Source organism: Streptomyces sp. NPDC012508, assembly GCF_042902595.1.
In the GTDB taxonomy this organism is placed as follows: Bacteria; Actinomycetota; Actinomycetes; order Streptomycetales; family Streptomycetaceae; genus Streptomyces.
Window position 1 is genome coordinate 407,904 of the sequence record NZ_JBIBEO010000006.1, and the last position, 19,718, is coordinate 427,621.

Consider the following 19,718-nt stretch of genomic DNA (forward strand, 5'->3'; position numbering starts at 1 on the left):
CGGAACATCTGGCCAGGACCCCCTATCGGGAACCCAGTACTGATGGGTAACGTCCGGGCAGTCCAGTTGTGCTCACCCCCACTGAGCACCTGCCCGATCTTGGACCGCACCGGTGCATTCACACAGAGCCGTGGCGCCGGCGCCCGATGAGGAGCAGCAGTCTTGCGCGAGTTCAGCCTTCCGGCCCTGTACGAGGTCCCCTCGGACGGCAACCTGACGGATCTCATCCGCCGCAACGCCACTCAGCACCCAGACACCGCCGTGATGGGACGCAAGGTGGCCGGCGTCTGGACGGACGTCACCGCCAAGCAGTTCCTCGCCGAGGTCCGCGGGGCCGCGAAGGGTCTGATCGCCGCCGGCGTCGAGCCGGGCGACCGCGTGGCCCTGCTTTCCAGGACGCGCTACGAGTGGGTGCTCCTCGACTTCGCGATCTGGAGCGCGGGCGCGGTGACCGTGCCGGTGTACGAGACCAGCTCGCCGGAGCAGATCCAGTGGATCCTCGGTGACTCGGGCGCTTCGCTCGTCCTCGTCGAGTCCGCGGCCCACCAGGAGTCGGTGGAGTCGGTACGGGCGGGCCTGCCGGCCCTCAAGGGTGTCTGGCAGATCGAGGCGGACGCCGTCGCGCAGCTCACGGCGACCGGCGCGGACGTCTCGGACGAGCTGCTCGACGAGCGCATGTCGTCCGCGCACGCGGACGACCCGGCGACGATCGTCTACACCTCGGGCACCACGGGCCGCCCGAAGGGCTGTGTGCTGACGCACCGGGCGTTCTTCGCGGAGTGCGGCAACGTGGTGGAGCGCCTGAAGCCGCTCTTCCGTACCGGCGAGTGTTCGGTCCTGCTGTTCCTTCCGGCCGCGCACGTCTTCGGACGCCTTGTCGAGATCGCGTCGGTGATGGCGCCGATCAAGCTGGGCTGCGTGCCGGACATCAAGAACCTCACTGACGAGCTGGCGTCGTTCCGGCCGACGCTGATCCTGGGCGTGCCGCGGGTCTTCGAGAAGGTCTACAACTCGGCGCGGGCGAAGGCCCAGGCCGACGGCAAGGGCAAGATCTTCGACAAGGCCGCGCACACGGCGATCGCGTACAGCCGGGCGATCGGCACGCCGCAGGGCCCGTCCCTCGGCCTGAAGCTCAAGCACAAGGTCTTCGACAAGCTGGTCTTCTCCAAGCTGCGGGCCGTGCTCGGCGGACGCGGCGAGTACGCGATCTCGGGCGGCGCACCGCTGGGTGAGCGGCTCGGCCACTTCTTCCGCGGCATCGGCTTCACGGTCCTGGAGGGCTACGGCCTCACGGAGTCGTGCGCGGCGACCGCGTTCAACCCCTGGGACCGGCAGAAGATCGGCACGGTCGGTCAGCCGCTGCCGGGCTCGGTGGTGCGGATCGCCGACGACGGCGAGGTGCTGCTGCACGGCGAGCACATCTTCTCGGGCTACTGGCAGAACGAGACGGCGACGGCCGAGGCGCTGGCGGACGGCTGGTTCCACACGGGCGACATCGGCACGCTCGACGAGGACGGCTACCTCGCGATCACCGGCCGGAAGAAGGAGATCCTGGTGACGGCGGGCGGCAAGAACGTCGCCCCGGCGGTCATCGAGGACCGGATCCGGGCGCACGCGCTGGTCGCGGAGTGCATGGTGGTCGGCGACGGGCGGCCGTTCGTGGGCGCGCTGGTCACCCTGGACGAGGAGTTCCTGGGCCGCTGGGCGGCCGAGAACGGCAAGCCGGCGGACTCGACAGCGGCGTCGCTGCGCGACGACGCGGATCTGCTCGCGGAGGTCCAGCGGGCGGTGGACGACGGCAACGCGGCGGTGTCCAAGGCCGAGTCGGTCCGGAAGTTCCGCGTCCTGCCGTACCAGTTCACGGAGGAGGCGGGCCACATCACGCCGTCGCTGAAGCTGAAGCGGAACGTGGTGGCGAAGGACTTCGCGGACGAGATCGAGTCGATCTACCGCGCCTAGCGCCCACGGTGCCTGAACGTCGACGGGCCCCGCAGGCCGCCGAAAGGCGGTCCGCGGGGCCCGTCCGCGTCGCGTGGCCGGGGACGCGACGGCCCCGGCCACGCGTTCGGCTACAGCAGTTCCCTCAGGCGTTCCGCCAGGAGGTCCCAGCGCCAGCGGTCCTCGACCCAGGAGCGGCCCCGCTCGCCCATGCGGGCACGGAGCGCCGGGTCGAGCAGGAGGGTCGCGATACGGTCCGCCGACTCCTCCGGGGCGTCGCCCCTGACCACCCAGCCCGTCTCGCCGTCGAGGACCGCGTCCGGCGCGCCGCCCGAGTCGCCCGCGACGACCGGGAGCCCCGTGGCGGAGGCCTCCAGGTAGACGATGCCGAGGCCTTCGACGTCCAGGCCCCCACGGCGCGTGCGGCAGGGCATCGCGAAGACGTCCCCCGCGCCGTAGTGGGCCGGCAGCTCCTCCCACGGCACCGCGCCCGTGAACCGTACGGAATCGGCCACCCCGGTCGTCGCCGCGAGGCGCCGCAGGTCCCTCTCGTACGGGCCGCCGCCGACGATCAGCAGCACCGTGTCCGGCACCCGCCGCAGGATCTCCGGCAGGGCGCGGATCAGCGTGTCCTGGCCCTTGCGGGGGACGAGCCGCGAGACGCACACGACCACGGGCCGGCCGCTGAGCCCGAGCCGCTCCCGTACCGCGTCGCCGCCCGAGTCCGGGTGGAACGTCTTCTCGTCCACGCCCGGCGGCAGCTGCACCATCCGCCCGGCCGCGGCCGGGGTCAGCGCGGTGGCGATCCGCGAGCGCGTGTACTCGCCGAGGTACGTGATCGTGTCCGTACCCTCACCGATCCGGCGCAGGAGCTGCCGGGAGCCGGGCAGCTGCGCCCAGCCCGCCTCGTGCCCGTGCGTCGTCGCCACGAGCCGTCGCGCGCCCGCCCGGCGCAGCGCGGGGGCCATCAGGCCGAGCGGTGCCGCCGCCCCGAACCAGACCGATTCGCAGCCGTGCTCGCGCAGCAGCGCTGTCGCCCGCGCGGTGACCCGAGGTGTGGGCAACAGCATGGTGGTGCTGTCCCGCACCACCATGAAAGGCTGCTCGGCGTCGAACGCGGCGGTCGCCTCGATCCCCTCGCGGCTGCGCTTCCACGTGGAGGCGTAGACCACGATCTGTTCGGGGTCGAGACGCAGCGCCATGTTGTGCAGGAACGCCTGGATTCCACCGGGCCGGGGCGGGAAGTCGTTGGTTACGATCAGGGTCTTGTGCATCGTCGCCGAATGTACGTGACGGCACCCCCCGCCCGGCAACACCACCCGTCCGCGGACGCGGACCGAACAGACCGACAGGATGGGACGAGGTAGGCATGACGGGCGTACTGGGTACGGCTGCCGAGCGCGCGAGACGAAACCCCATAGTGCTCTGGGGGCTCACCCGGATCATTCTGCTCCTGTGTGTCTTCAAGGTCGTCACGGTCCCGGGGCCGGACATCACCAGTGACATCGAGCAGATCTACCAGGGCTGGTTCGAGGTCCTGAAGACGGGCACGTACCCGCTGGACGACGTGACCTGGCAGTACCCGCCGCTGGCCGCCCTCGCGATCCTCTCCCCCGCGGTGCTGCCGTTCCTCGGGTACTCCTCGGCCTTCTTCGTCCTCGCCTTCCTGTGCGACGCGCTCGTCTTCGGACTGCTGATGTACACCGGCCGGCGGCGCGGCCGGAGCCGGCACGGCGCCTGGATCTGGATCGCGGGTGTGCCGTTGCTCGGTCCGACCGCGTACGCCCGCTACGACCTGATGGTCACGGCGGTGGCGGTGGCCGCGCTGCTGGCCGGTGTGCACCGGCCGCGCGTCCTCGGCGCCCTGGCGGGGTTCGGGGCGATGCTGAAGGTCTGGCCGGCGCTGCTGCTCGCGGGCACGCCCCGCGGCCGTGCGACGTTCCGCTCGTGGTCGACGGCGGCGGGCGCGGCGGCCGGACTGCTGCTCCTGTGCGTGCTCGCGGCGCCCGGGGCGCTGGCCTTCCTGACGTACCAGCGTGACCGGGGGCTGGAGCTGGAGTCCCTGGGGGCGATGGTCTTCCATGTGGCCCGCCACCTCGGCTGGGACGGCGTGGCACAGATGAACTACGGCTCGATCGAGTTCCTCGGCCCGTACGTCTCCGCGGTCGCCACGGTCGCGATGGCCCTGACCATCGCCGCGTTCTGCTGGCTGCTCGTGTGGCGGATACGCGCCCGGGGGTTCACGTCGACGACCGCGGCGGACGCGGCGTTCGTGGCGGTGCTGCTCTTCACCACGACGAGCCGGGTGATCAGCCCGCAGTACATGCTCTGGCTGGTCGGTCTGGCCGCCGTGTGCATGGCCTACCGGGCGAGCCGCATGCGACGGCCGGCACATCTGGTGGTGTGGGCGACGGCGGTGACGCAGTTCGAGTTCCCGGTGTGGTTCTCGCATGTGACGGACAGCGACCCGCTGGGCATCACGCTGCTGCTCATACGGAACGGGCTGCTGGTCGCCGCGTCGGTCTCGGCCTGTCGCATTCTCTGGCAGCAGACGGTCACCGAGCCGCGGCTCACCCCGGTGCGGATCCCGGCTCAGACGGAGCCGGAGCCGGAGCGCGCGCGGAGCCTGCCGGTCGGCTGAGGAACGGCCGTACGCCGGTGCAGCATCCCCAGGGCCGCGCACTGGCCCGCCATCGCGAGGGCCATGGCCAGGCAGATTCCGGGGAGGCCCAGGCCTGAGAAGGTGTGGGCGAGCGGGAGCTGGGCCAGGACACCGAGCACGGTGATCCTGGCGAGGCGGGGGCTGTCCCCGGCGCCCTCGAAGACTCCGGCGAGGGCGATGAAGCCGCCCATCAGGATCAGATAGGGCCCCAGGCAGCGCAGGAAGAGCGCGCCGGCGGCCGCCACGTCCGGCTCGGCACCGAAGCCGCGCATCACGAGCCCCGCGGTGACGAGCAGCAGGACGGCGGCGGTCGTTCCGATGGCCGCTCCGAGGAACAGGGCCTGCCGGCCCACCTCCCGGCGTTCGTCCCTCCCCCGGGCTCCCGACTCCGCTCGGGCAGGGGGCGCCCCCATCCCGCCGAGCAGGTGCGCGGTGTGGATGGCGGCGGCCTGGCGCACGGCGTAGAAGGCCATCGTGGCGACGTACATGGCCTTGGTGGCGATGCCGTAGGCGGCGACCGGGGTGACGCCGAGCCGGGCCACGACGGCGACGAGGGCGAGGGCGCCCGCCATCCGCACGACGAAGTCGACGGACATGGGCAGGCCGATGGCGACGGTACGGCGCAGCGCGGCGGTCGTCCCCTCCGAGGGCAGGGCCGACCGGGCCGCGCGCAGGAGCGGGTTGCGGCGCAGGACGAGCAGCCCGGCGGCCAGGGCGACGGAGCGGCCGATCACGGTGGCGAGTGCGGCGCCCTCCACCCCGTACGCGTGGATGAGTAGCGGGTCGAGGACCAGGATCAGCCCGTTGGCGAGGAAGGCGAGCCGCATGGGCGTGCGGGTGTCCCCCGCGCCTTTGAGGATGCCGTCGACCACGGTGATCGCGAAGAAGACGGCCGTGCCGGGGAGCGAGATCGCGAAGTATGCGGTGGCGAGGGCGTGTGCGGGGGTGCCGGCGCCGCCGAGGACGAGCCCGGCGAGGGGTTCGCGCAGCAGGTAGCCACCGAGGGCGACGGGCGGGACGAGCAGGGCCCCGAGCAGCCGTCCGCCGCGGACGGCCGCCCGTACGGCGCCCGGATCGTCCGCGCCCCGGGCGCGGGCGACGAGCACGGTGGTGCCGGAGGACGCCATGAGGACCACGCCGAGAGCGACGTTCTCGACGTTCGTGGCGACGGCGACGGCCGCGACGGCGTCGCCGCCGAGGCGGGCGACCCAGACCATGGTGATGATCCCGGCGGCGACGGAGGCGAGAAGCTCGAAGTAGACGGGGTGGGCGAGCCGGATCAGGGTGCGGCGGTGTGTCATGACAGTCCCCCCTCGAAACGATATACCTCGATTCGAGGCACATCGAAAAGAGATAGCATGGCGCACCGTTCGGGACAAGGGCGAAGGAGCGCGGGTGCTGGAGCTGACGATCCTCGGCTTTCTCTACGAGAAGCCGCTGCACGGATACGAGTTGAAGGACCGCATCCAGGGGCTGAGCGGCCATGTGCGCCCGGTGAGCGACGGCGCGCTCTACCCGGCGATCACCCGCATGGTGAAGGCGGGCCTCCTGGAGCGGCACACGGAACCGGGCACGAGCGCGGCGCCGAGGAGGACGCTGTCGCTGACCCCCGAGGGCCGGGAGGAGCTCTTCGCCCGGCTGCGCGATCCCAAGGACGCGGACATCACCGACGGCCAGCGCTTCTTCACGCTGCTGGCCTTCCTGGGCCTGCTCCCCTCCCCGGCGGACCAGGCGGCGGTGCTGCGCCGCCGCCAGACCTTCCTGAACACCCCGGCCAGCTTCTTCTACCGGGACGGCGCTCCGGTCCGCGCCGAGGAGGAGCCCGACCTCTTCCGCCAGGGCATGCTCAGGATCGCCCGCGCGACCGGCACGGCGGAGAAGGAGTGGCTGACCGAGGCGCTGCGGCAGCTGGACGCCCGAGCCTGAGGAACCGGCCGGACAGGCGGGCCGCGCCGCCGCCTACGCCAGCCGCTCCCGTACGTGGTCCCGCCAGGCCGCCGTGAACTCCTCCGGGGTCGTGTCGAGAACCTCGGCGAGCGCCTTCTCCACCGCGCCCTCGCGCTGCGGGTGGGCGCCCACCGCGCGGTAGAAGGCGGTGAGCTTCGCCTCGCCCCAGCGCTCCGCGATCAGGGCGCAGGCCAGCCAGCCGCCCTCGTAGGCGCGGGCCAGGGCGTCCGGGTCGCTGCCGAAGGCGAAGGCCTTGTCATCCGGGAGGGCCGGAGGTACGTCGCCCGCCTGGACCGCGCGGCGCAGTTCCGGGGCCGCCTGGGCGGCCGTGCGGCCCGTCCCGCGGTAGGCGACCCAGTCGGCGAAGCCCTCGGAGAGCCAGACCGGGGTGGACGCCGAGGTGGTGGCGCGGGTGGCCACGTGGGTCGTCTCGTGGGTGAGCACCATCTGCTGCCCGAAGTCCCCGAGGACCCCGTACGCCTCGGGGTTGACGATCACCCGGTCCGCGGGCGCGTCCGGCCCGCCGCCGACCTCCCCGGTCGTGACCGCCGCGATCCCCCGGTACGAGGCCGCCGGCGCCCCGAGGAGCCCGCCCATGGCGTCCAGCGAGGCGGGGACGAGGACGACCACCCGGCCCGCCCACGTGCCGGGCCAGGCCGACGAGACCGCGGGCACCGCCCGGTCGGCGGCCGCCGCGATCGCCTCGAGCCGCTCCTCCGGCTGCCCGACGCCGAGGACGAGGCTGCGCCCTCCCCGTACCGCGTCGACCTCGCCCTGCTGCCACAGCTGCTGGGCGGCGCCCTCGGCGGGCCGGTCGCCGGTCACGTACCACCGGCCCTCGCGCTCGGTCAGATCCAGGACGCGTTCGGTGGTGACGGGCCCGGAGTCGTATCCGGCGATCCGGTGGCTGAGCTCGGCGCGGACCGTCGCCCGGCCCTCGTCCCGCCGCTCGACCTCCCGCACCCGGTAGCCCCACGAGGCGAGCGGCACCTCGGTGAGCCGGTCGAACTCCCGGAGCGCGGCGGGCGCGAACGCGGGGTCGAGCCCCACGGCGTACGCCGCCTCGTCGCGGGCGAGCAGCGCCCGCGCGTGCCGGTCGAGCAGCGCGCTGATCTCCTGGGGCGCCGGATCGGCCGCCTCCGGGGCCGCGCAGCCGGCGAGGGCGAGCAGAACGGTCAGCAGGCAGGCCGCCGCCCTTCGCCTCGCTCCACACCCCTGACCTGCCACGCTCCCGATCGTACGGGCAGACGAGCGGACGGGCGTACGGTCAGACCCGCGTCACCGTCACGTGGGACATCATCCCGACCGGGTCGTAGCGCACCCGTGCGCCGGGATAGGGGGCGTGGATGACCTGCCCGTCGCCCGCATAGATCCCGACGTGGCTGGCGTCGCCGCGGTACGTCACGAGGTCGCCGGGCTGTGCCTGCGAGAGCGGCACCTGCCGGCCCGCGTACCGCTGCGCCGCCGAGGTCCGCGGGAGGCTGATGCCTGCCTGCCGGTACGACCACACCATCAGACCCGAGCAGTCGAAGGCGGACGGCCCGGTCGCGCCCCACACATAGGGCTTGCCGATGGCACTGCGCGCGGCGATCACCGCGGCAGCGGCCCGCGAGGAGGCCGGGCCGAGGTCGGCGAGCGGCGGCAGCTCCGCCTCCAGCCCGTCACGGCCCGAACGGGAGGCACGGCCCTCGAAGTCCGCCCGCTCCTCGGCGGTCAGCGACTGGAGCAGCCGGCGGGCCTCGGCGAGCTTCCGCTCGACGGTGCGCTTGTGCCGGGCGACCTGGGTGCGGCTGCGCTCCAGCTCGGCGAGGAGCCGGCCGGCCTCGGTCCGCTCCTGGTTCAGCCGGCGCTGCTCGTGCTGGAGCTGACCGAGGGCCAGGCTCTGCCGGGCGGTCACCCGGTCCAGGACGGAGGCCCGGTCGAGGTACGAGTCGGGGTCGGAGGAGAGCAGCAGCGCGAGGGCGGGGTCGATCCCGCCGGAGCGGTACTGGGCCCCGGCGACCGAGCCGAGCGCGCCGCGCATGCGGTTGATGCGCTCCTGGCCGCGCGCGACGCTGTCCTTCACCTGGGAGACCGTCCTGCGCAGCTCGTCCGCCCGCTCGTCGGCCTTGTTGTAGCCCTCGGTGGCCCGCTCGGCCTCCTCGAAGAGCCGGTCGACCGTGGCGCGCGTCGTCTCCGGGGTGCCGCCCGGGTCGGCGCTCGCGGGGACGGCACCGAAGGCCGTGGCCGCGGTGGCCGCGGCGGCGGTCAGGACGGTGACCCTGGCGGGTCGTCGGTGTGACGCCACGTATCGCGCTCCGTTCGGTGTTACCCAGACTGGCGCGGCAGACAGTAGCCGGTGATCACTCTCCGTCCAACGAAGGTTCCCGGCACGCAAAGTGACGCCCCGCCGGAGACCACAGGTCACCGGCGGGGCGTCACGTCAGAGAAGGATGCGACATTCCACCCGATTGGGCGTCACGTCGGAGTGCGGCGGTCGCGTCAGATGCGGACGCCGAACTGGAAGGTGCCCATGTAGCTCATGGACTCGTAGCGGACCGAGGCGCCCGGCTTCGGAGCGTGCAGGATCGTGTTGTTGCCCGCGTACAGACCCACGTGCGACAGGCCGTTGAAGAAGACCAGGTCGCCCGGCTTGAGCTGGCTGCGGCCGATCTTCACGCCGTCGTTCTGCTGGGTGTAGGTGGTGCGGGTGAGCGTGACGCCGGCCTGGCGGTAGGCCCACTGCGTCAGCCCGGAGCAGTCGTACGAGTTGGGGCCCTCGGCGCCGGAGACGTACGGCTTGCCGATCTGGGTGGCGGCGGCGCTGAGCGCGGCGGCACCGCGCTGCGAGGCCGGGACCTCGTTGCCGAGGTCGACGCGGTCGCCGGCGGCGCGGCTGGCGCGCTGCTCCTCGGCCTGCATCTTGGCCCGCTCGGCGGCGGTGAGGGTGTTGAGCAGCTTCTGCGCCTCGGCGAGCTTGCCCTGGTAGGACTTCTTCTTCTCACCGAGGGTCTTGCGGACGTCCTCGAGGTCGGCGAGCTTCGTCGTCGCCTCGGCGCGCTGCTGGGCGAGCGTGCGCTGCTTGGACTGGATCGACTGGAGCACGTCGGCCTGCTTGGCGCCGAGCTGGTCGATCGCGGACGCCTTGTCGAGGTAGGTGTCCGGGTCGGAGGAGAGGAAGAGCTGGAGCGCCGGGTCGATGCCACCGGAGCGGTACTGCGCGCTGGCGACCGAACCGATGTTGTTCCGCAGGGTGTTGAGCTCCTGCTGGCCGCGCGCCACCTTGTCCTGAAGGGCGCCGATCTCCTTCTGCAGCTTGCCGCGACGCTCCTCGGCCAGGTTGTACTGCTCCGTGGCCTCCTCGGCCTCGTGGTGCAGCTTGTCGACCTTCGACTTGACGTCGTCGATCTTCGGCTTGGGAGCCGCCTGGGCGCCCGTCTGGGCGGAGAGCGCGACGGCCGCGGCGGCGGTCGCGGTGAGCACGGTCACACGGGTGCGGCTCGGCTGCTTGGGACGACGGTGGGACGCCACGAAGGCGATCTCCTTCTTCCTCGAGCCGCCCAACCAGGCTGCGGCAGGCGGTTCCTCCGCTGCCATCCCGGATGGATGATCAACCGCGCGGAGGTTCGAGGCCTGACCCTAGTGACCATCTTGTGATCAGTTCAAATCCTCATGAGCAAAATCTCGCTCACGCGGCACTTTATTTACACACATCACACAGGTAGTAACGGCCACTTGACCGTGCGCCCTCCAGAATTCGGGCATTAAGCCCAGGAGTTACCACACGTCACGAGGCGCGCGAAAGCCGCTTCAGCAACAAGGCGGACGCGACCGGCCGCGCACCGGCCTTGGCGACTCCGTCGGCCACCTCACGGTCGGTGGAGACCACGACGACCGGCCGGCCCGGCGGCTCGGCACGCACCAGCTGACGGATCAACTCGTCGGCCGTCACGCCCGGCTTGGAGAAGAGCACCCGCACCCCGCGCGGCGGCGCGAGGAGCACCGGGGCGGCGAGCTCCGCCCCGTCGAAGACACAGGTGACCTCGGCGCCCGAGCGGGCCGCGAGCGCGGAGAGCCCGCCGAGCAGCCGCAGCCGCTGCTTCTCCAGCGGCATGGTGGGATAGCCGGTCTTGGTGACGTTGTAGCCGTCCACGACCAGATGCGCCTGCGGCAGCGCCAGAAGCTGGTCCAGGAGCGCCGGATCGGTCTCGGAGAGCGCGCGGGCCGCGATGTCCTTCGGCGACATCCGGCCGGGCTCCACCGCGTCGACGGTGTCGGCGGGGTGGACGGAGACGGGTGGCAGAGCCAGTTCGCGGCGCAGCCCCTGCGCGGCGTCGAGCACCGTGTCGAGCAGCAGCCGCAGCCGCATGTCCTCGACCGAGCGGCCCTCACGGGCAGCCCGGCGGCTGGCCTCCAGGGCGGCCTCGACCTCGCCGAGGCGGGCCTTGAGACGACGGGTCTCACTCTCGGCGGCCGAGACCTGCGCCGCCGCCTCCGCCTTGATCGTGTCGATCTCGGCGTGGGTGCGGCGCAGCGCCGCCTCACCGCGCTTCACATCGCTCTGCGCGCTGCGCAGCTTGCGGTGAAGCGATTCGGCTTCCCTGCGCGCCGCCTCCAGGTCGTGGCGCAGCTCCTCGGTCTCCGCGCGGCCGCGTTCCCTGGCGGCGGCGACCTCCTCGCGCAGGCGCTCCAGTTCGCGCCGGCCGGCCTCGTCGGCGCGCTCGGCGTCCGCCCGCTGGGCTTCCTCGCCCGCGGCGGCGACCAGCTTGACCCAGCCGGTGGGGCGCAGCACGTAGGCGGCAGCAGCGACGTCGACGGGGTCGGCGGCTGCGGGCGGGGCGCCTGTCTCGACGGCCCCGGCCAGCTCGGGCTGTGCCTCCTTGAAGCGCTCGCCGATCCGTTGCCGGAACAGCGGATCGCTCTCCAGGGCGGCGGCCATGGCGTTGCCCGCGAACTTGGCCCGCCGGCTCGGGGTGAAGCGGGCGTACTGCCTCAGGGGTGCCGGAAGCTCGGCGACGGTCAGCCCGCCGAAGGCGTCCGAGACCAGCGCGACGACCCTCCGCCGTACACCGTCAGGCAGCGGGCGGTCGAGCGCCTCGGCAGCGTCACCTGCCGCGCCGGCCGGTTCACCACCGCGCGCGGGCTGCTCCACGTTCCGTCACCCCATCGTGTTGCGCACCGCCGCCGTCAGGAAGCGGTGCCGGGCCTGTCCACCAGTTCGATCTGATCCACCGCGTTGCACCAGCGGCAGCGGACCGACTCGATGGTCTCACTGACCACCTCGCGCTCCTCGACCTTCGGCTCTCCCGCGAGATCCAGATGGACGTACTCGACGACCTTGGAGGAGCGGGTCACATCGAACCGGGTCAGGTTGCCGCACAGGGTGCAGCGCCAGCGGGTCTCGGCGGTCGGCAGGGGAACCGTCGTCATCGTGCCGTCCTCTTTCAGGTGCGTGATGCGGATGCGGGTGCCGCGGTGCGCCATTGAACTGCGGAGGTACTGCCCGTAACCCTACGGCCTCGCAGGTACCCCGTGTCGCGGCGAGGCACTCTGTCCAGGTCGGCCCCGTTACGCCATGATCTGTCCATGATCGACAGGCGGCGCATCGACTGGCGGGAGGCGGCGCTCGGGGCGTGGCGGGGTGCCTGGAGCGGACCCACGGTGACGTATGCCCTGATCGCGGCCTGCTGCCTCACGTTCCTGATCAGCCCGGTGTCGGGCCTGAACCCGTCCTACGGGACCGGGGACACGGCCATGGCGGCGCAGAGCGCGTACTTCCGCCGCTGGGGGGTCGTGCCGGCCGAGCTGATGAGCGGTGAGCCGGGCACGCTCCTCACCCCGCTGACCGCCCTCTTCGTCCACGGCAGCTGGCTGCATCTGCTCGGGAACATGCTGTTCCTGTTCGTCTTCGGCGCGATGGCCGAGGAGCGGATGGGGGCGGTCGGCTTCGCCCTCTTCTATGTGGGCTGCGGCTATCTGGCGCTGCTCGGCTACGCGGCGGCGTACGCGAGCAGCGAGCAGACGCTGGTGGGGGCGTCGGGGGCGATCTCGGGGGTGCTCGGGGCGTTCCTGTATCTCTTCCCCCGCGCCCGCGTGACCAGCCTGTTCCCGTTCCTCTTCTTCCTGCCGCTGCGCTTTCCCGCCTGGATCGTGCTCGTCTTCTGGTTCGTGCTCCAGTGGCTCGCGGCCCGCTCGGCGGGGGCGGGACCCGGTGTCGCCTATCTGGCCCATGTGGTGGGCTTCGCCGTCGGCTTCCTCTACGCCTGGGGCCGCTACCGGGGTGGGGATACAGTGAAGTCCCCAGCCGCGGCGACCGAGGGAGAAAGCCAGCCGTGATCACCGCGATCGTGCTCATCAAGACCAGCGTGGACCGCATCCCCGAGATCGCGGAGTCGATCGCCGCGCTCGACAGCGTCAGCGAGGTCTTCTCGGTGACCGGCACGTACGACCTGATCGCCATGGTCCGCGTGCCCCGGCACGACGACCTGGCGGACGTCATCCCCGGACGGATCAGCAAGATCCCGGGCGTCGAGGCGACGGACACGCACGTGGCGTTCCGTACGTACTCCCAGCACGACCTCGAGGCGGCCTTCGCCATCGGCCTGGAGTCCTGACGAAGGGGGCCCCGACAGGAGCCCCCTATCACCCGTACGAGTGGGCGTTCAGCCGCGGTCCGGGACGCAGCGGCCGTCCTCGGTGCGGTACTTCCACTGTGCGCCGTCCCGGACGAGCTCCTTCACGGCCCGTACGAAACGCTCCACGTGCTCGTCGGGCGTACCGGCACCGAAGCTGACGCGGATGGCGTTGAGCGACTTCTCGCCCGGCGCGGCCTCGGGAGCCCCGCACTCGCCCTGGGTCTGCGGGTCGCTGCCGAGCAGCGTGCGGACCAGCGGGTGGGCGCAGAACAGGCCGTCGCGGACGCCGATGCCGTACTCGGCGGAGAGCGCGGCGGCGAAGTGGGAGCTGTTCCAGCCCTCCACGACGAACGAGATGACACCCACGCGCGGGGAGTCGTCGCCGAAGAGCGAGAGGACCTTGACCTCGGGCACCTCGGCGAGGCCCTCCCGGACGGTGGCGATCAGGTGCTGCTCACGGGCGACGAGGTCGTCGAACCCGGCTTCGGTGAGCGCCTTGCAGGCGGAGGCGATGGAGTAGACGCCGATGACGTTCGGCGAACCGGCCTCGTGGCGGGCCGCGGTGGTGTGCCATTCGACGTCCACTCCGCCGTCGCTGCGGCGGGCTACCTTCTTGGACGCGCCGCCGCCCGCGAGGTACGGCTCGGCTTCCTGGAGCCAGTCGGCGCGGCCGGCGAGGACGCCGGAGCCGAAGGGCGCGTACAGCTTGTGGCCGGAGAAGGCGACCCAGTCCACGTCCAACTCCCGTACGGAGACGGGGTGGTGCGGCGCGAGCTGGGCTGCGTCCAGGACGATCCGGGCGCCGTGGGCGTGTGCCGCGGCGGCCAGTTCCTTCACCGGCCACAGCTCGCCGGTGACGTTGGACGCGCCGGTGACGCAGACGAGCGCGGGGCCGTAGGGGTCGCGCTCGGCGAGGGCGCGCTCCAGGGTCTCGACGGCCTGGGCGGGCGTGCGCGGGGCGTTGAGGTACGTGACCCGGGCGTCCTGCCACGGCAGGAGCGACGCGTGGTGCTCGGTCTCGAAGACGAAGACCTCGCAGCCGGCGGGGAGCGTGGCGGCGAGCAGGTTGAGCGAGTCGGTGGTGGAGCGGGTGAAGACGACCTGGTCGCCGGGGCGGCAGTCGAGGAACTCGGCGACGGTGACGCGGCTGCTCTCGAAGAGGTCGGTGGAGAGCTGCGAGAGGTATCCGGCGCCCCGGTGGACGCTGCCGTAGTAGGGGGCGTACGCGGCGACGTCGTCCCAGACCCGCTGCAGGGCCGGCGCGCTGGCGGCGTAGTCGAGCGCGGCGTAGGTGACCTCGCCCCCGGTCACGAGAGGCACGGTGACGTCCCGTCCGAGGACCGGGAGCGGGGCGGCGCAGCAGGGATCGCCGGCCTCGGAGTCGGTGGCGGCGGTGGAGGTGGCGGGGGCGGCGGTCGTGGCGGCGGCGTGCGGGTACGCGGACATGGCGGTATCTCCCGGGCAGGAAGGGCAGCGAAGGGCCCGCGGGGCAGCGCGAAGAGGGGTGCCTCACACGGGTGTTGCCTCGACACACGGTGTTCGTGCGGAGGGTGGGGAAACGGGGCCGGAGGCCCTAGCGCATTCGCTTGCTCACGAGACTGCTCCCTTGAGGACCAGGACCCCAGGGTGTGCAGGGGTCCGCGCTTGCCGCGGACCTTGCTGTCCACGGCCTGGTCTTCACCCGGGGCACCCCGCCACGGACGGAGGGTTGCCGGACAGCCAGCCGGGGCTTCATGGCTGTCACTCATGACCTGGCACTGAACGTATGCCACGTGATCGCCGGCGCGCAACCCCGTTCCGGATGGCGGAACGGGGTGCGCGCGGCGCCGCTACCTGTTGCTGGCCGCGACCCAACGCTCCAGCGCCTGCCGTGCCGCGCCCGAGTCGATCGACTCGGCCGCCTTCGCGATTCCTTCGCGCAGCTGCTCCACCAGGGTGCCCGCGCCCGGCTCCAGGGCCGTCAGTGCCGCCGCGGAGTTCAGCAGAACCGCGTCCCGTACCGGACCGGTCTCGCCGGCCAGCAGCCGACGGGCGACATCCGCGTTGTACGAGGCGTCGGCGCCGCGGAGCGCCTCCACGGGTACGAGTTCGATGCCGACGTCCCGCGGGTCGAAGGCCTCCTCGCGCACCGCGCCGTCCCGTACGACCCACACCCGTGAGGTGGCCGTGGTCGTCAGCTCGTCCAGGCCGTCGTCGCCGCGGAAGACCAGCGCCGATGAGCCGCGCTCGGCGAGCACTCCGGCCATGATCGGGGCCATCCGGGCGTCGGCCACACCGGTCGCCTGCGCCTTGACGCGGGCGGGGTTGGTGAGCGGGCCGAGGAAGTTGAACGTGGTGCGGATGCCGAGCTCCTTGCGGGCCGCGGCCACATGGCGCAGCGCCGGGTGGAACTTCACCGCGAAGCAGAAGGTGATCCCGGCCTCCTCCGCGACCTCGACGACCCGCTGCGGGGTGAGCTGCAGGTTGACGCCGAGTTTCTCCAGGACGTCGGAGGCGCCGCTCGCGCTGGAGGCGGCGCGATTGCCGTGCTTGACGACCTTCGCGCCGGTACCGGCCACGACGATCGCCGACATCGTGGAGATGTTGACGGTCTTGGCTCCGTCGCCGCCGGTGCCGACGATGTCCACGGACGGGCCGGGGACCTCGATCACGTTGGCGTGCTCGTACATCGTCCTCACGAGGCCCGAGATCTCCTCGACGGTCTCGCCCTTGGCGCGCAGGGCCACGGCGAAGCCGGCGATCTGGGCGTCGGTGGCCTCACCGCGGAGGATGCGGTCCATCGCCCAGGCGGTGTCCTCGGCGCTCTGGTCGCGACCGGTCAGCAGTCCGTCCAGGACGGTGGGCCAGGAGCGGCCCGCCGACGTAGGTCCTCCAGCGGGGGTCGCAGCGCTCATGGCAGCTCCTGGTCAGTGCGTGACGGTGACGACTCCACCCTATCGAGCAACGAGGACGGCAAAGAGCCCCGTCCATCGAATGGACGGGGCTCCCGCTGTGGCGACCTCTAGGTCAGGTGATCAGTGGTGGCCGTGGCCGCTGGTGATCTCCTTGTACTCGTCGGCGGTCGGCTTGGCGATCTGGCTGTCCTCGCCGTAGTAGCTCTTGCTGAGCCTGACGCGGAGCTTCTCCATCCGGCCGACCTTGCGCTCGACGCCGTTCTCGTCGACCAGCGGGCCGATCTCGGCCGGCTGGTTCTGCTCGTGCGCCGTGAGCCGGTACAGCTCGCCCTGGCTGAGCGGCTGGTGGACCTCGACGAACTCACCGTGCGGCAGGCGCTTGATGATGCCGGACTCGCGTCCGTGCAGCACCTTGTCCTTGTCGCGGCGCTGCAGGCCGAGACAGATCCGCTTGGTGACGATGAACGCGATGACCGGTCCGACGAAGAAGAAGATCCGGACGAACCAGGTGATCGAGTTGATCGACAGGTGGAAGTGGGTGGCCCAGAGGTCGTTTCCACCACCGACGAGCATGATCATGTACGCGGTGATCCAGGCGACACCGAAGGCGGTGCGCGTCGGAGCGTTGCGCGGGCGCTGCGCGATGTGGTGCTCGCGCTTGTCGCCGGTGATCCAGGACTCGATGAACGGGTAGACCGCGATGGCCGCGAGGACCAGCGGGAAGATCGCCAGCGGGATCATCACGCCCAGGACGAGCGTGTGGCCCCAGAGGTTGATCTCCCAGCCCGGCATCACTCGGATCAGACCCTCGGCGAAGCCCATGTACCAGTCGGGCTGGGCGCCGGTGGACACCTGGTCCGGGCGGTACGGGCCGAGCGCCCAGATCGGGTTGATCGAGGCGATCGCCGCGACGATCGAGATGACACCGAAGACCAGGAAGAAGAAGCCTCCGGCCTTGGCCATGTAGACCGGCAGCAGCGGCATGCCCACGACGTTCTTGTTCGTACGGCCGGGGCCCTCGAACTGCGTGTGCTTGTGGTAGAAGACCAGGATCAGGTGGGCGACCACCAGACCCAGCATGATGCCGGGCAGCAGCAGGACGTGGGCCGAGTAGAACCGGGCCACGAAGTCGCCGCCGGGGAACTCTCCGCCGAACAGGAACATCGACAGGTACGTGCCGACGATCGGCACGGACAGGATCGCGCCCTGCATGAAGCGGACACCGGTGCCGGAGAGCAGGTCGTCCGGGAGCGAGTAACCGGTGAAGCCGGTGAACATGCCCAGGAAGAACAGCAGGAAGCCGAACAGCCAGTTGATCTCACGCGGCTTGCGGAACGCGCCCGTGAAGAACACGCGCATCATGTGCACGAACATGCCGGCGAGGAAGATCAGCGCCGCCCAGTGGTGGATCTGCCGGATGAGCAGACCACCGCGCACATCGAAGGAGATGTGCATGGTCGAGTTGAACGCCTCGGACATCAGCTGACCCTGGAGCGGGATGTAGCTGCCGTGGTACTCCACCTCGTTCATCGACGGGTGGAAGAACAGCGTCAGGTACACACCCGTCAGGATGATGATGAGGAAGCTGTAGAGGCAGATCTCACCGAGCATGAAGGACCAGTGGTCCGGGAAGATCTTCCGCATGTTGGCCTTGGCCAGGGAGTAGATCCCCAGGCGGCCGTCGGCCCAGTCGGCCACCCGCTCGCCGGCGGGTGCCTTCTTCTTCGTATCGGTCACAGTGCTCATCCGCGCTCCCAGAAGGCAGGGCCGACGGGCTCGGCGAAGTCGCCGAGCGCCTCCAGGTTGCCCTTGTCGTTCACACCGATCCGCAGCTGCGGAAGGGCGTGACCGGCCGGGCCGAAGATGACACGGGCGCCGTCGGAGAGGTCGAAGGTGGACTGGTGGCACGGGCAGAGCACGTGGTGCGTCTGCTGCTCGTACAGCGAGATCGGGCAGCCCACGTGGGTGCAGATCTTCGAGAAGGCGACGATGCCCTCGTGCGACCACTCGAGCTCGCGCTTGTCCTTGATGTCCTCCGGCTGGATCCGGACGATCATCAGGGCGGCCTTGGCGATCTGCACCTGGAAGTCGTGGTCGTGCTCGGACAGGCCCTCGGGCATCGCGAAGGTCAGCGAACCGACCGCGACGTCCTCGGGACGCAGCGGCTCGTGCGTGTTCATGTTGATGAGCTGCTTGCCGTTGGCCCACAGAGTGGTCCGGAGCTTCTTCTCGGGCAGCGGGCCCATGTCACGCAGCAGCACGAGACCGGAGAGCGGTACGAGCGACAGCGCGCCGAACATCGTGTTGCGGATCAGCTTCCGCCGGCCCATGCCGGACTCGGCGGCACCGGCCGCGAAGTCCGCCATGACCTTCGCCTTGGTCTCCGGCGACGCCTGGATCGGGTGACGCTCGTCGGCGATCTCCACGTCGGACATCAGGGTGCGGGCCCAGTGGACCGCGCCCGCGCCGATGAAGAAGAGCGCCGCGCCGAGGGTGAGACCCAGGGCGAAGTTGAGCGCGCTCACCCGGCCGAACGGCCAGATGTAGACGATCTTGTCGACCGGGAAGATCACGTACGACGCGATGAAGCCGACGGTGGCCAGCATCGACAGCGTGAACATGAAGGCGACCGCACGCTCGGACCGGCGGGCGGCCCGATCGTCGATGTCCTGGATGCGCGGCTTGTGGGGCGGAAGGCCCGGGTCCGCGAACGGGTCGTCGAGGACCTTCACCGCGCCGTGCGCGGTGTCCTGCTCAGCGGGCAGGTTCTCTTCTGGAATCTCTTGGCTACTCATGACTTCTTGGCCTTAGCGGTGTGGGCCGCGACCCAGACGGCAACTGCGATCAGCGCACCGAGACCGAAGACCCAGGCGAACAGACCCTCGCTGACCGGGCCGAGGCCGCCGAGCGAGAGCCCGCCGGGGCTGTCGGCCTTTTCGCCGTTGACGGCCTGGACGTACGCGATGATGTCCTTCTTCTCCTTCTCCGGCATGGTCGTGTCCGGGAAGGAGGGCATGTTCTGCGGGCCGGTCTGCATGGCCTCGTACAGGTGCTTCGGGCTCACGCCTTCGAGGTTCGGGGCGTACTTGCCGTGCGTGAGCGCGCCGCCCTCACCGGTGAAGTTGTGGCACTGGGCACAGTTGGAGCGGAACAGGTCGCCACCACGGGCGATGTCGGCACCGTCCGGGCTGTACTGGCTCGCCTTCGGTGTGGTCGGGCCGGCACCGAGGGAGGCGATGTACGCCGCGAGCTGATCGATCTCAGCCTGCGTGTAGATGACCTTCTTCTTCGGCACCTGGGCACCGGGCTGCTGGGCCGGCATGCGGCCCGTGCCGACCTGGAAGTCCACGGCGGCCGAGCCGACGCCTACCAGGGACGGGCCGTCAGAGGTGCCCTGACCGCCGGTGCCGTGGCAGCTGGCGCAGCCGACGGCGTAGAGCTTCTGGCCCTCCTCGATGGCGAGGGACTGGGCGGTTTCATCGGCCTTCGCCGTGCCCGCGGGCGCGAACGCGGCGTACAGCCCCCCGGTGGCCGCCAGCGCGAGGAGTAGGACGACGACCGCCGCCAGCGGATGGCGTCGTCGTGCGGAGAGCTTTTTCACGGATTACCCCGGTGTCAGGATCTTCTGCGTCGGTGCTTGCTGGATGTGCTCGGGTCCCGGGA

17 protein-coding genes and 1 riboswitch are annotated in these 19,718 nt (G+C 71.2%); of the genes, 5 read left to right on the top strand and 12 right to left on the bottom strand.

Annotated elements, in window-relative coordinates; translation table 11 throughout:
* The first annotated feature begins 162 nt into the window (after positions 1-162).
* On the top strand, positions 163-1,959 hold the full coding sequence (locus ACFY8U_RS22545; RefSeq protein ID WP_389572829.1) for an AMP-dependent synthetase/ligase: 1,797 nt from the start codon (positions 163-165) through the stop codon (positions 1,957-1,959).
* 110 nt (positions 1,960-2,069) lie between these two features.
* Here ACFY8U_RS22545 and ACFY8U_RS22550 read toward each other — a convergent pair whose 3' ends face one another.
* A complete protein-coding gene (locus ACFY8U_RS22550) occupies positions 2,070-3,212 on the bottom strand; it encodes a glycosyltransferase family 4 protein (protein WP_389572831.1) in 1,143 nt (380 codons plus the stop codon).
* A gap of 95 nt (positions 3,213-3,307) precedes the next feature.
* Between ACFY8U_RS22550 and ACFY8U_RS22555 the strand changes: the two genes are divergently transcribed.
* Positions 3,308-4,579 carry a glycosyltransferase 87 family protein gene (locus ACFY8U_RS22555; RefSeq protein WP_389572834.1) on the top strand — a complete coding sequence of 424 codons (1,272 nt, stop codon included), beginning with the start codon at positions 3,308-3,310 and terminating at the stop codon, positions 4,577-4,579.
* Here the strand turns inward: ACFY8U_RS22555 and ACFY8U_RS22560 are convergent.
* Positions 4,531-5,901 carry an MATE family efflux transporter gene (locus ACFY8U_RS22560; RefSeq protein WP_389572837.1) on the bottom strand — a complete coding sequence of 457 codons (1,371 nt, stop codon included), beginning with the start codon at positions 5,899-5,901 and terminating at the stop codon, positions 4,531-4,533. The genes ACFY8U_RS22555 and ACFY8U_RS22560 overlap by 49 nt on opposite strands.
* A 94-nt stretch (positions 5,902-5,995) precedes the next feature.
* Here ACFY8U_RS22560 and ACFY8U_RS22565 point away from each other — a divergent pair, with 94 nt between their 5' ends.
* The gene (locus tag ACFY8U_RS22565) at positions 5,996-6,526 is read left to right on the top strand and encodes a PadR family transcriptional regulator (RefSeq protein WP_361593259.1); all 531 of its coding nucleotides are present in this window, start codon (positions 5,996-5,998) and stop codon (positions 6,524-6,526) included.
* A 33-nt stretch (positions 6,527-6,559) separates the two neighbouring features.
* On the opposite strand, the gene ACFY8U_RS22570 is transcribed toward ACFY8U_RS22565, so the two are convergent.
* The 5 genes from ACFY8U_RS22570 to ACFY8U_RS22590 form a co-directional block, all read right to left on the bottom strand.
* Positions 6,560-7,774 (bottom strand): hypothetical protein, encoded by a 1,215-nt coding sequence (locus ACFY8U_RS22570; protein WP_389572840.1) that lies wholly within the window; start codon positions 7,772-7,774, stop codon positions 6,560-6,562.
* A 40-nt stretch (positions 7,775-7,814) separates the two neighbouring features.
* A complete protein-coding gene (locus ACFY8U_RS22575) occupies positions 7,815-8,834 on the bottom strand; it encodes an NlpC/P60 family protein (protein ID WP_389572843.1) in 1,020 nt (339 codons plus the stop codon).
* A gap of 194 nt (positions 8,835-9,028) precedes the next feature.
* Positions 9,029-10,057, bottom strand: coding sequence for an NlpC/P60 family protein (locus tag ACFY8U_RS22580; protein ID WP_361593265.1), 1,029 nt, complete (start codon positions 10,055-10,057; stop codon positions 9,029-9,031).
* Between the two features lie 256 nt (positions 10,058-10,313).
* Positions 10,314-11,678 carry an NYN domain-containing protein gene (locus ACFY8U_RS22585; RefSeq protein ID WP_361762155.1) on the bottom strand — a complete coding sequence of 455 codons (1,365 nt, stop codon included), beginning with the start codon at positions 11,676-11,678 and terminating at the stop codon, positions 10,314-10,316.
* A gap of 35 nt (positions 11,679-11,713) precedes the next feature.
* The gene (locus tag ACFY8U_RS22590; RefSeq protein ID WP_260228851.1) at positions 11,714-11,956 is read right to left on the bottom strand and encodes a hypothetical protein; all 243 of its coding nucleotides are present in this window, start codon (positions 11,954-11,956) and stop codon (positions 11,714-11,716) included.
* Positions 11,957-12,112: 156 nt separating this feature from the next.
* Between ACFY8U_RS22590 and ACFY8U_RS22595 the strand changes: the two genes are divergently transcribed.
* Both ACFY8U_RS22595 and ACFY8U_RS22600 read left to right on the top strand, forming a co-directional pair.
* Positions 12,113-12,862 carry a rhomboid family intramembrane serine protease gene (locus ACFY8U_RS22595; RefSeq protein WP_389572847.1) on the top strand — a complete coding sequence of 250 codons (750 nt, stop codon included), beginning with the start codon at positions 12,113-12,115 and terminating at the stop codon, positions 12,860-12,862.
* Entirely contained in the window at positions 12,859-13,140 is a 282-nt protein-coding gene (locus tag ACFY8U_RS22600) for an Lrp/AsnC family transcriptional regulator (RefSeq protein ID WP_017238849.1), read from the top strand. The genes ACFY8U_RS22595 and ACFY8U_RS22600 overlap by 4 nt, the downstream gene beginning before the upstream one ends.
* Before the next feature lie 48 nt (positions 13,141-13,188).
* Here the strand turns inward: ACFY8U_RS22600 and ACFY8U_RS22605 are convergent, their stop codons facing one another.
* The 5 genes from ACFY8U_RS22605 to ACFY8U_RS22625 all read right to left on the bottom strand — a co-directional run bounded on the left by ACFY8U_RS22605 (position 13,189) and on the right by ACFY8U_RS22625 (position 19,656).
* Positions 13,189-14,607, bottom strand: a complete 1,419-nt coding sequence (locus ACFY8U_RS22605) for an aminotransferase class V-fold PLP-dependent enzyme (RefSeq protein WP_389572851.1) — start codon at positions 14,605-14,607, stop codon at positions 13,189-13,191.
* Between the two features lie 189 nt (positions 14,608-14,796).
* A riboswitch (SAM riboswitch) is annotated at positions 14,797-14,913 on the bottom strand.
* A 77-nt stretch (positions 14,914-14,990) separates the two neighbouring features.
* Positions 14,991-16,055 (bottom strand): anthranilate phosphoribosyltransferase, encoded by a 1,065-nt coding sequence (gene trpD, locus ACFY8U_RS22610; RefSeq protein ID WP_361762146.1) that lies wholly within the window; start codon positions 16,053-16,055, stop codon positions 14,991-14,993.
* 120 nt (positions 16,056-16,175) lie between these two features.
* On the bottom strand, positions 16,176-17,801 hold the full coding sequence (locus tag ACFY8U_RS22615) for a cytochrome bc complex cytochrome b subunit (protein ID WP_361433182.1): 1,626 nt from the start codon (positions 17,799-17,801) through the stop codon (positions 16,176-16,178).
* Positions 17,798-18,850 (bottom strand): Rieske 2Fe-2S domain-containing protein, encoded by a 1,053-nt coding sequence (locus ACFY8U_RS22620; RefSeq protein ID WP_361762140.1) that lies wholly within the window; start codon positions 18,848-18,850, stop codon positions 17,798-17,800. The genes ACFY8U_RS22615 and ACFY8U_RS22620 overlap by 4 nt, the downstream gene beginning before the upstream one ends.
* Positions 18,847-19,656, bottom strand: a complete 810-nt coding sequence (locus tag ACFY8U_RS22625) for a c-type cytochrome (protein WP_361433187.1) — start codon at positions 19,654-19,656, stop codon at positions 18,847-18,849. The genes ACFY8U_RS22620 and ACFY8U_RS22625 overlap by 4 nt, the downstream gene beginning before the upstream one ends.
* Positions 19,657-19,718 lie beyond the last annotated feature (62 nt).

Bases quoted from the DNA above. Each gene is read 5' to 3' on its own strand.
- ACFY8U_RS22550 (WP_389572831.1), bottom strand. From the start codon at position 3,212: ATGCACAAGACCCTGATCGTAACCAACGACTTCCCGCCCCGGCCCGGT.
- ACFY8U_RS22555 (WP_389572834.1), top strand. From the start codon at position 3,308: ATGACGGGCGTACTGGGTACGGCTGCCGAGCGCGCGAGACGAAACCCC.
- ACFY8U_RS22560 (WP_389572837.1), bottom strand. From the start codon at position 5,901: ATGACACACCGCCGCACCCTGATCCGGCTCGCCCACCCCGTCTACTTC.
- ACFY8U_RS22590 (WP_260228851.1), bottom strand. From the start codon at position 11,956: ATGACGACGGTTCCCCTGCCGACCGCCGAGACCCGCTGGCGCTGCACC.
- ACFY8U_RS22595 (WP_389572847.1), top strand. From the start codon at position 12,113: ATGATCGACAGGCGGCGCATCGACTGGCGGGAGGCGGCGCTCGGGGCG.
- ACFY8U_RS22605 (WP_389572851.1), bottom strand. From the start codon at position 14,607: ATGTCCGCGTACCCGCACGCCGCCGCCACGACCGCCGCCCCCGCCACC.
- trpD (WP_361762146.1), bottom strand. From the start codon at position 16,055: ATGAGCGCTGCGACCCCCGCTGGAGGACCTACGTCGGCGGGCCGCTCC.
- ACFY8U_RS22615 (WP_361433182.1), bottom strand. From the start codon at position 17,801: ATGAGCACTGTGACCGATACGAAGAAGAAGGCACCCGCCGGCGAGCGG.
- ACFY8U_RS22620 (WP_361762140.1), bottom strand. From the start codon at position 18,850: ATGAGTAGCCAAGAGATTCCAGAAGAGAACCTGCCCGCTGAGCAGGAC.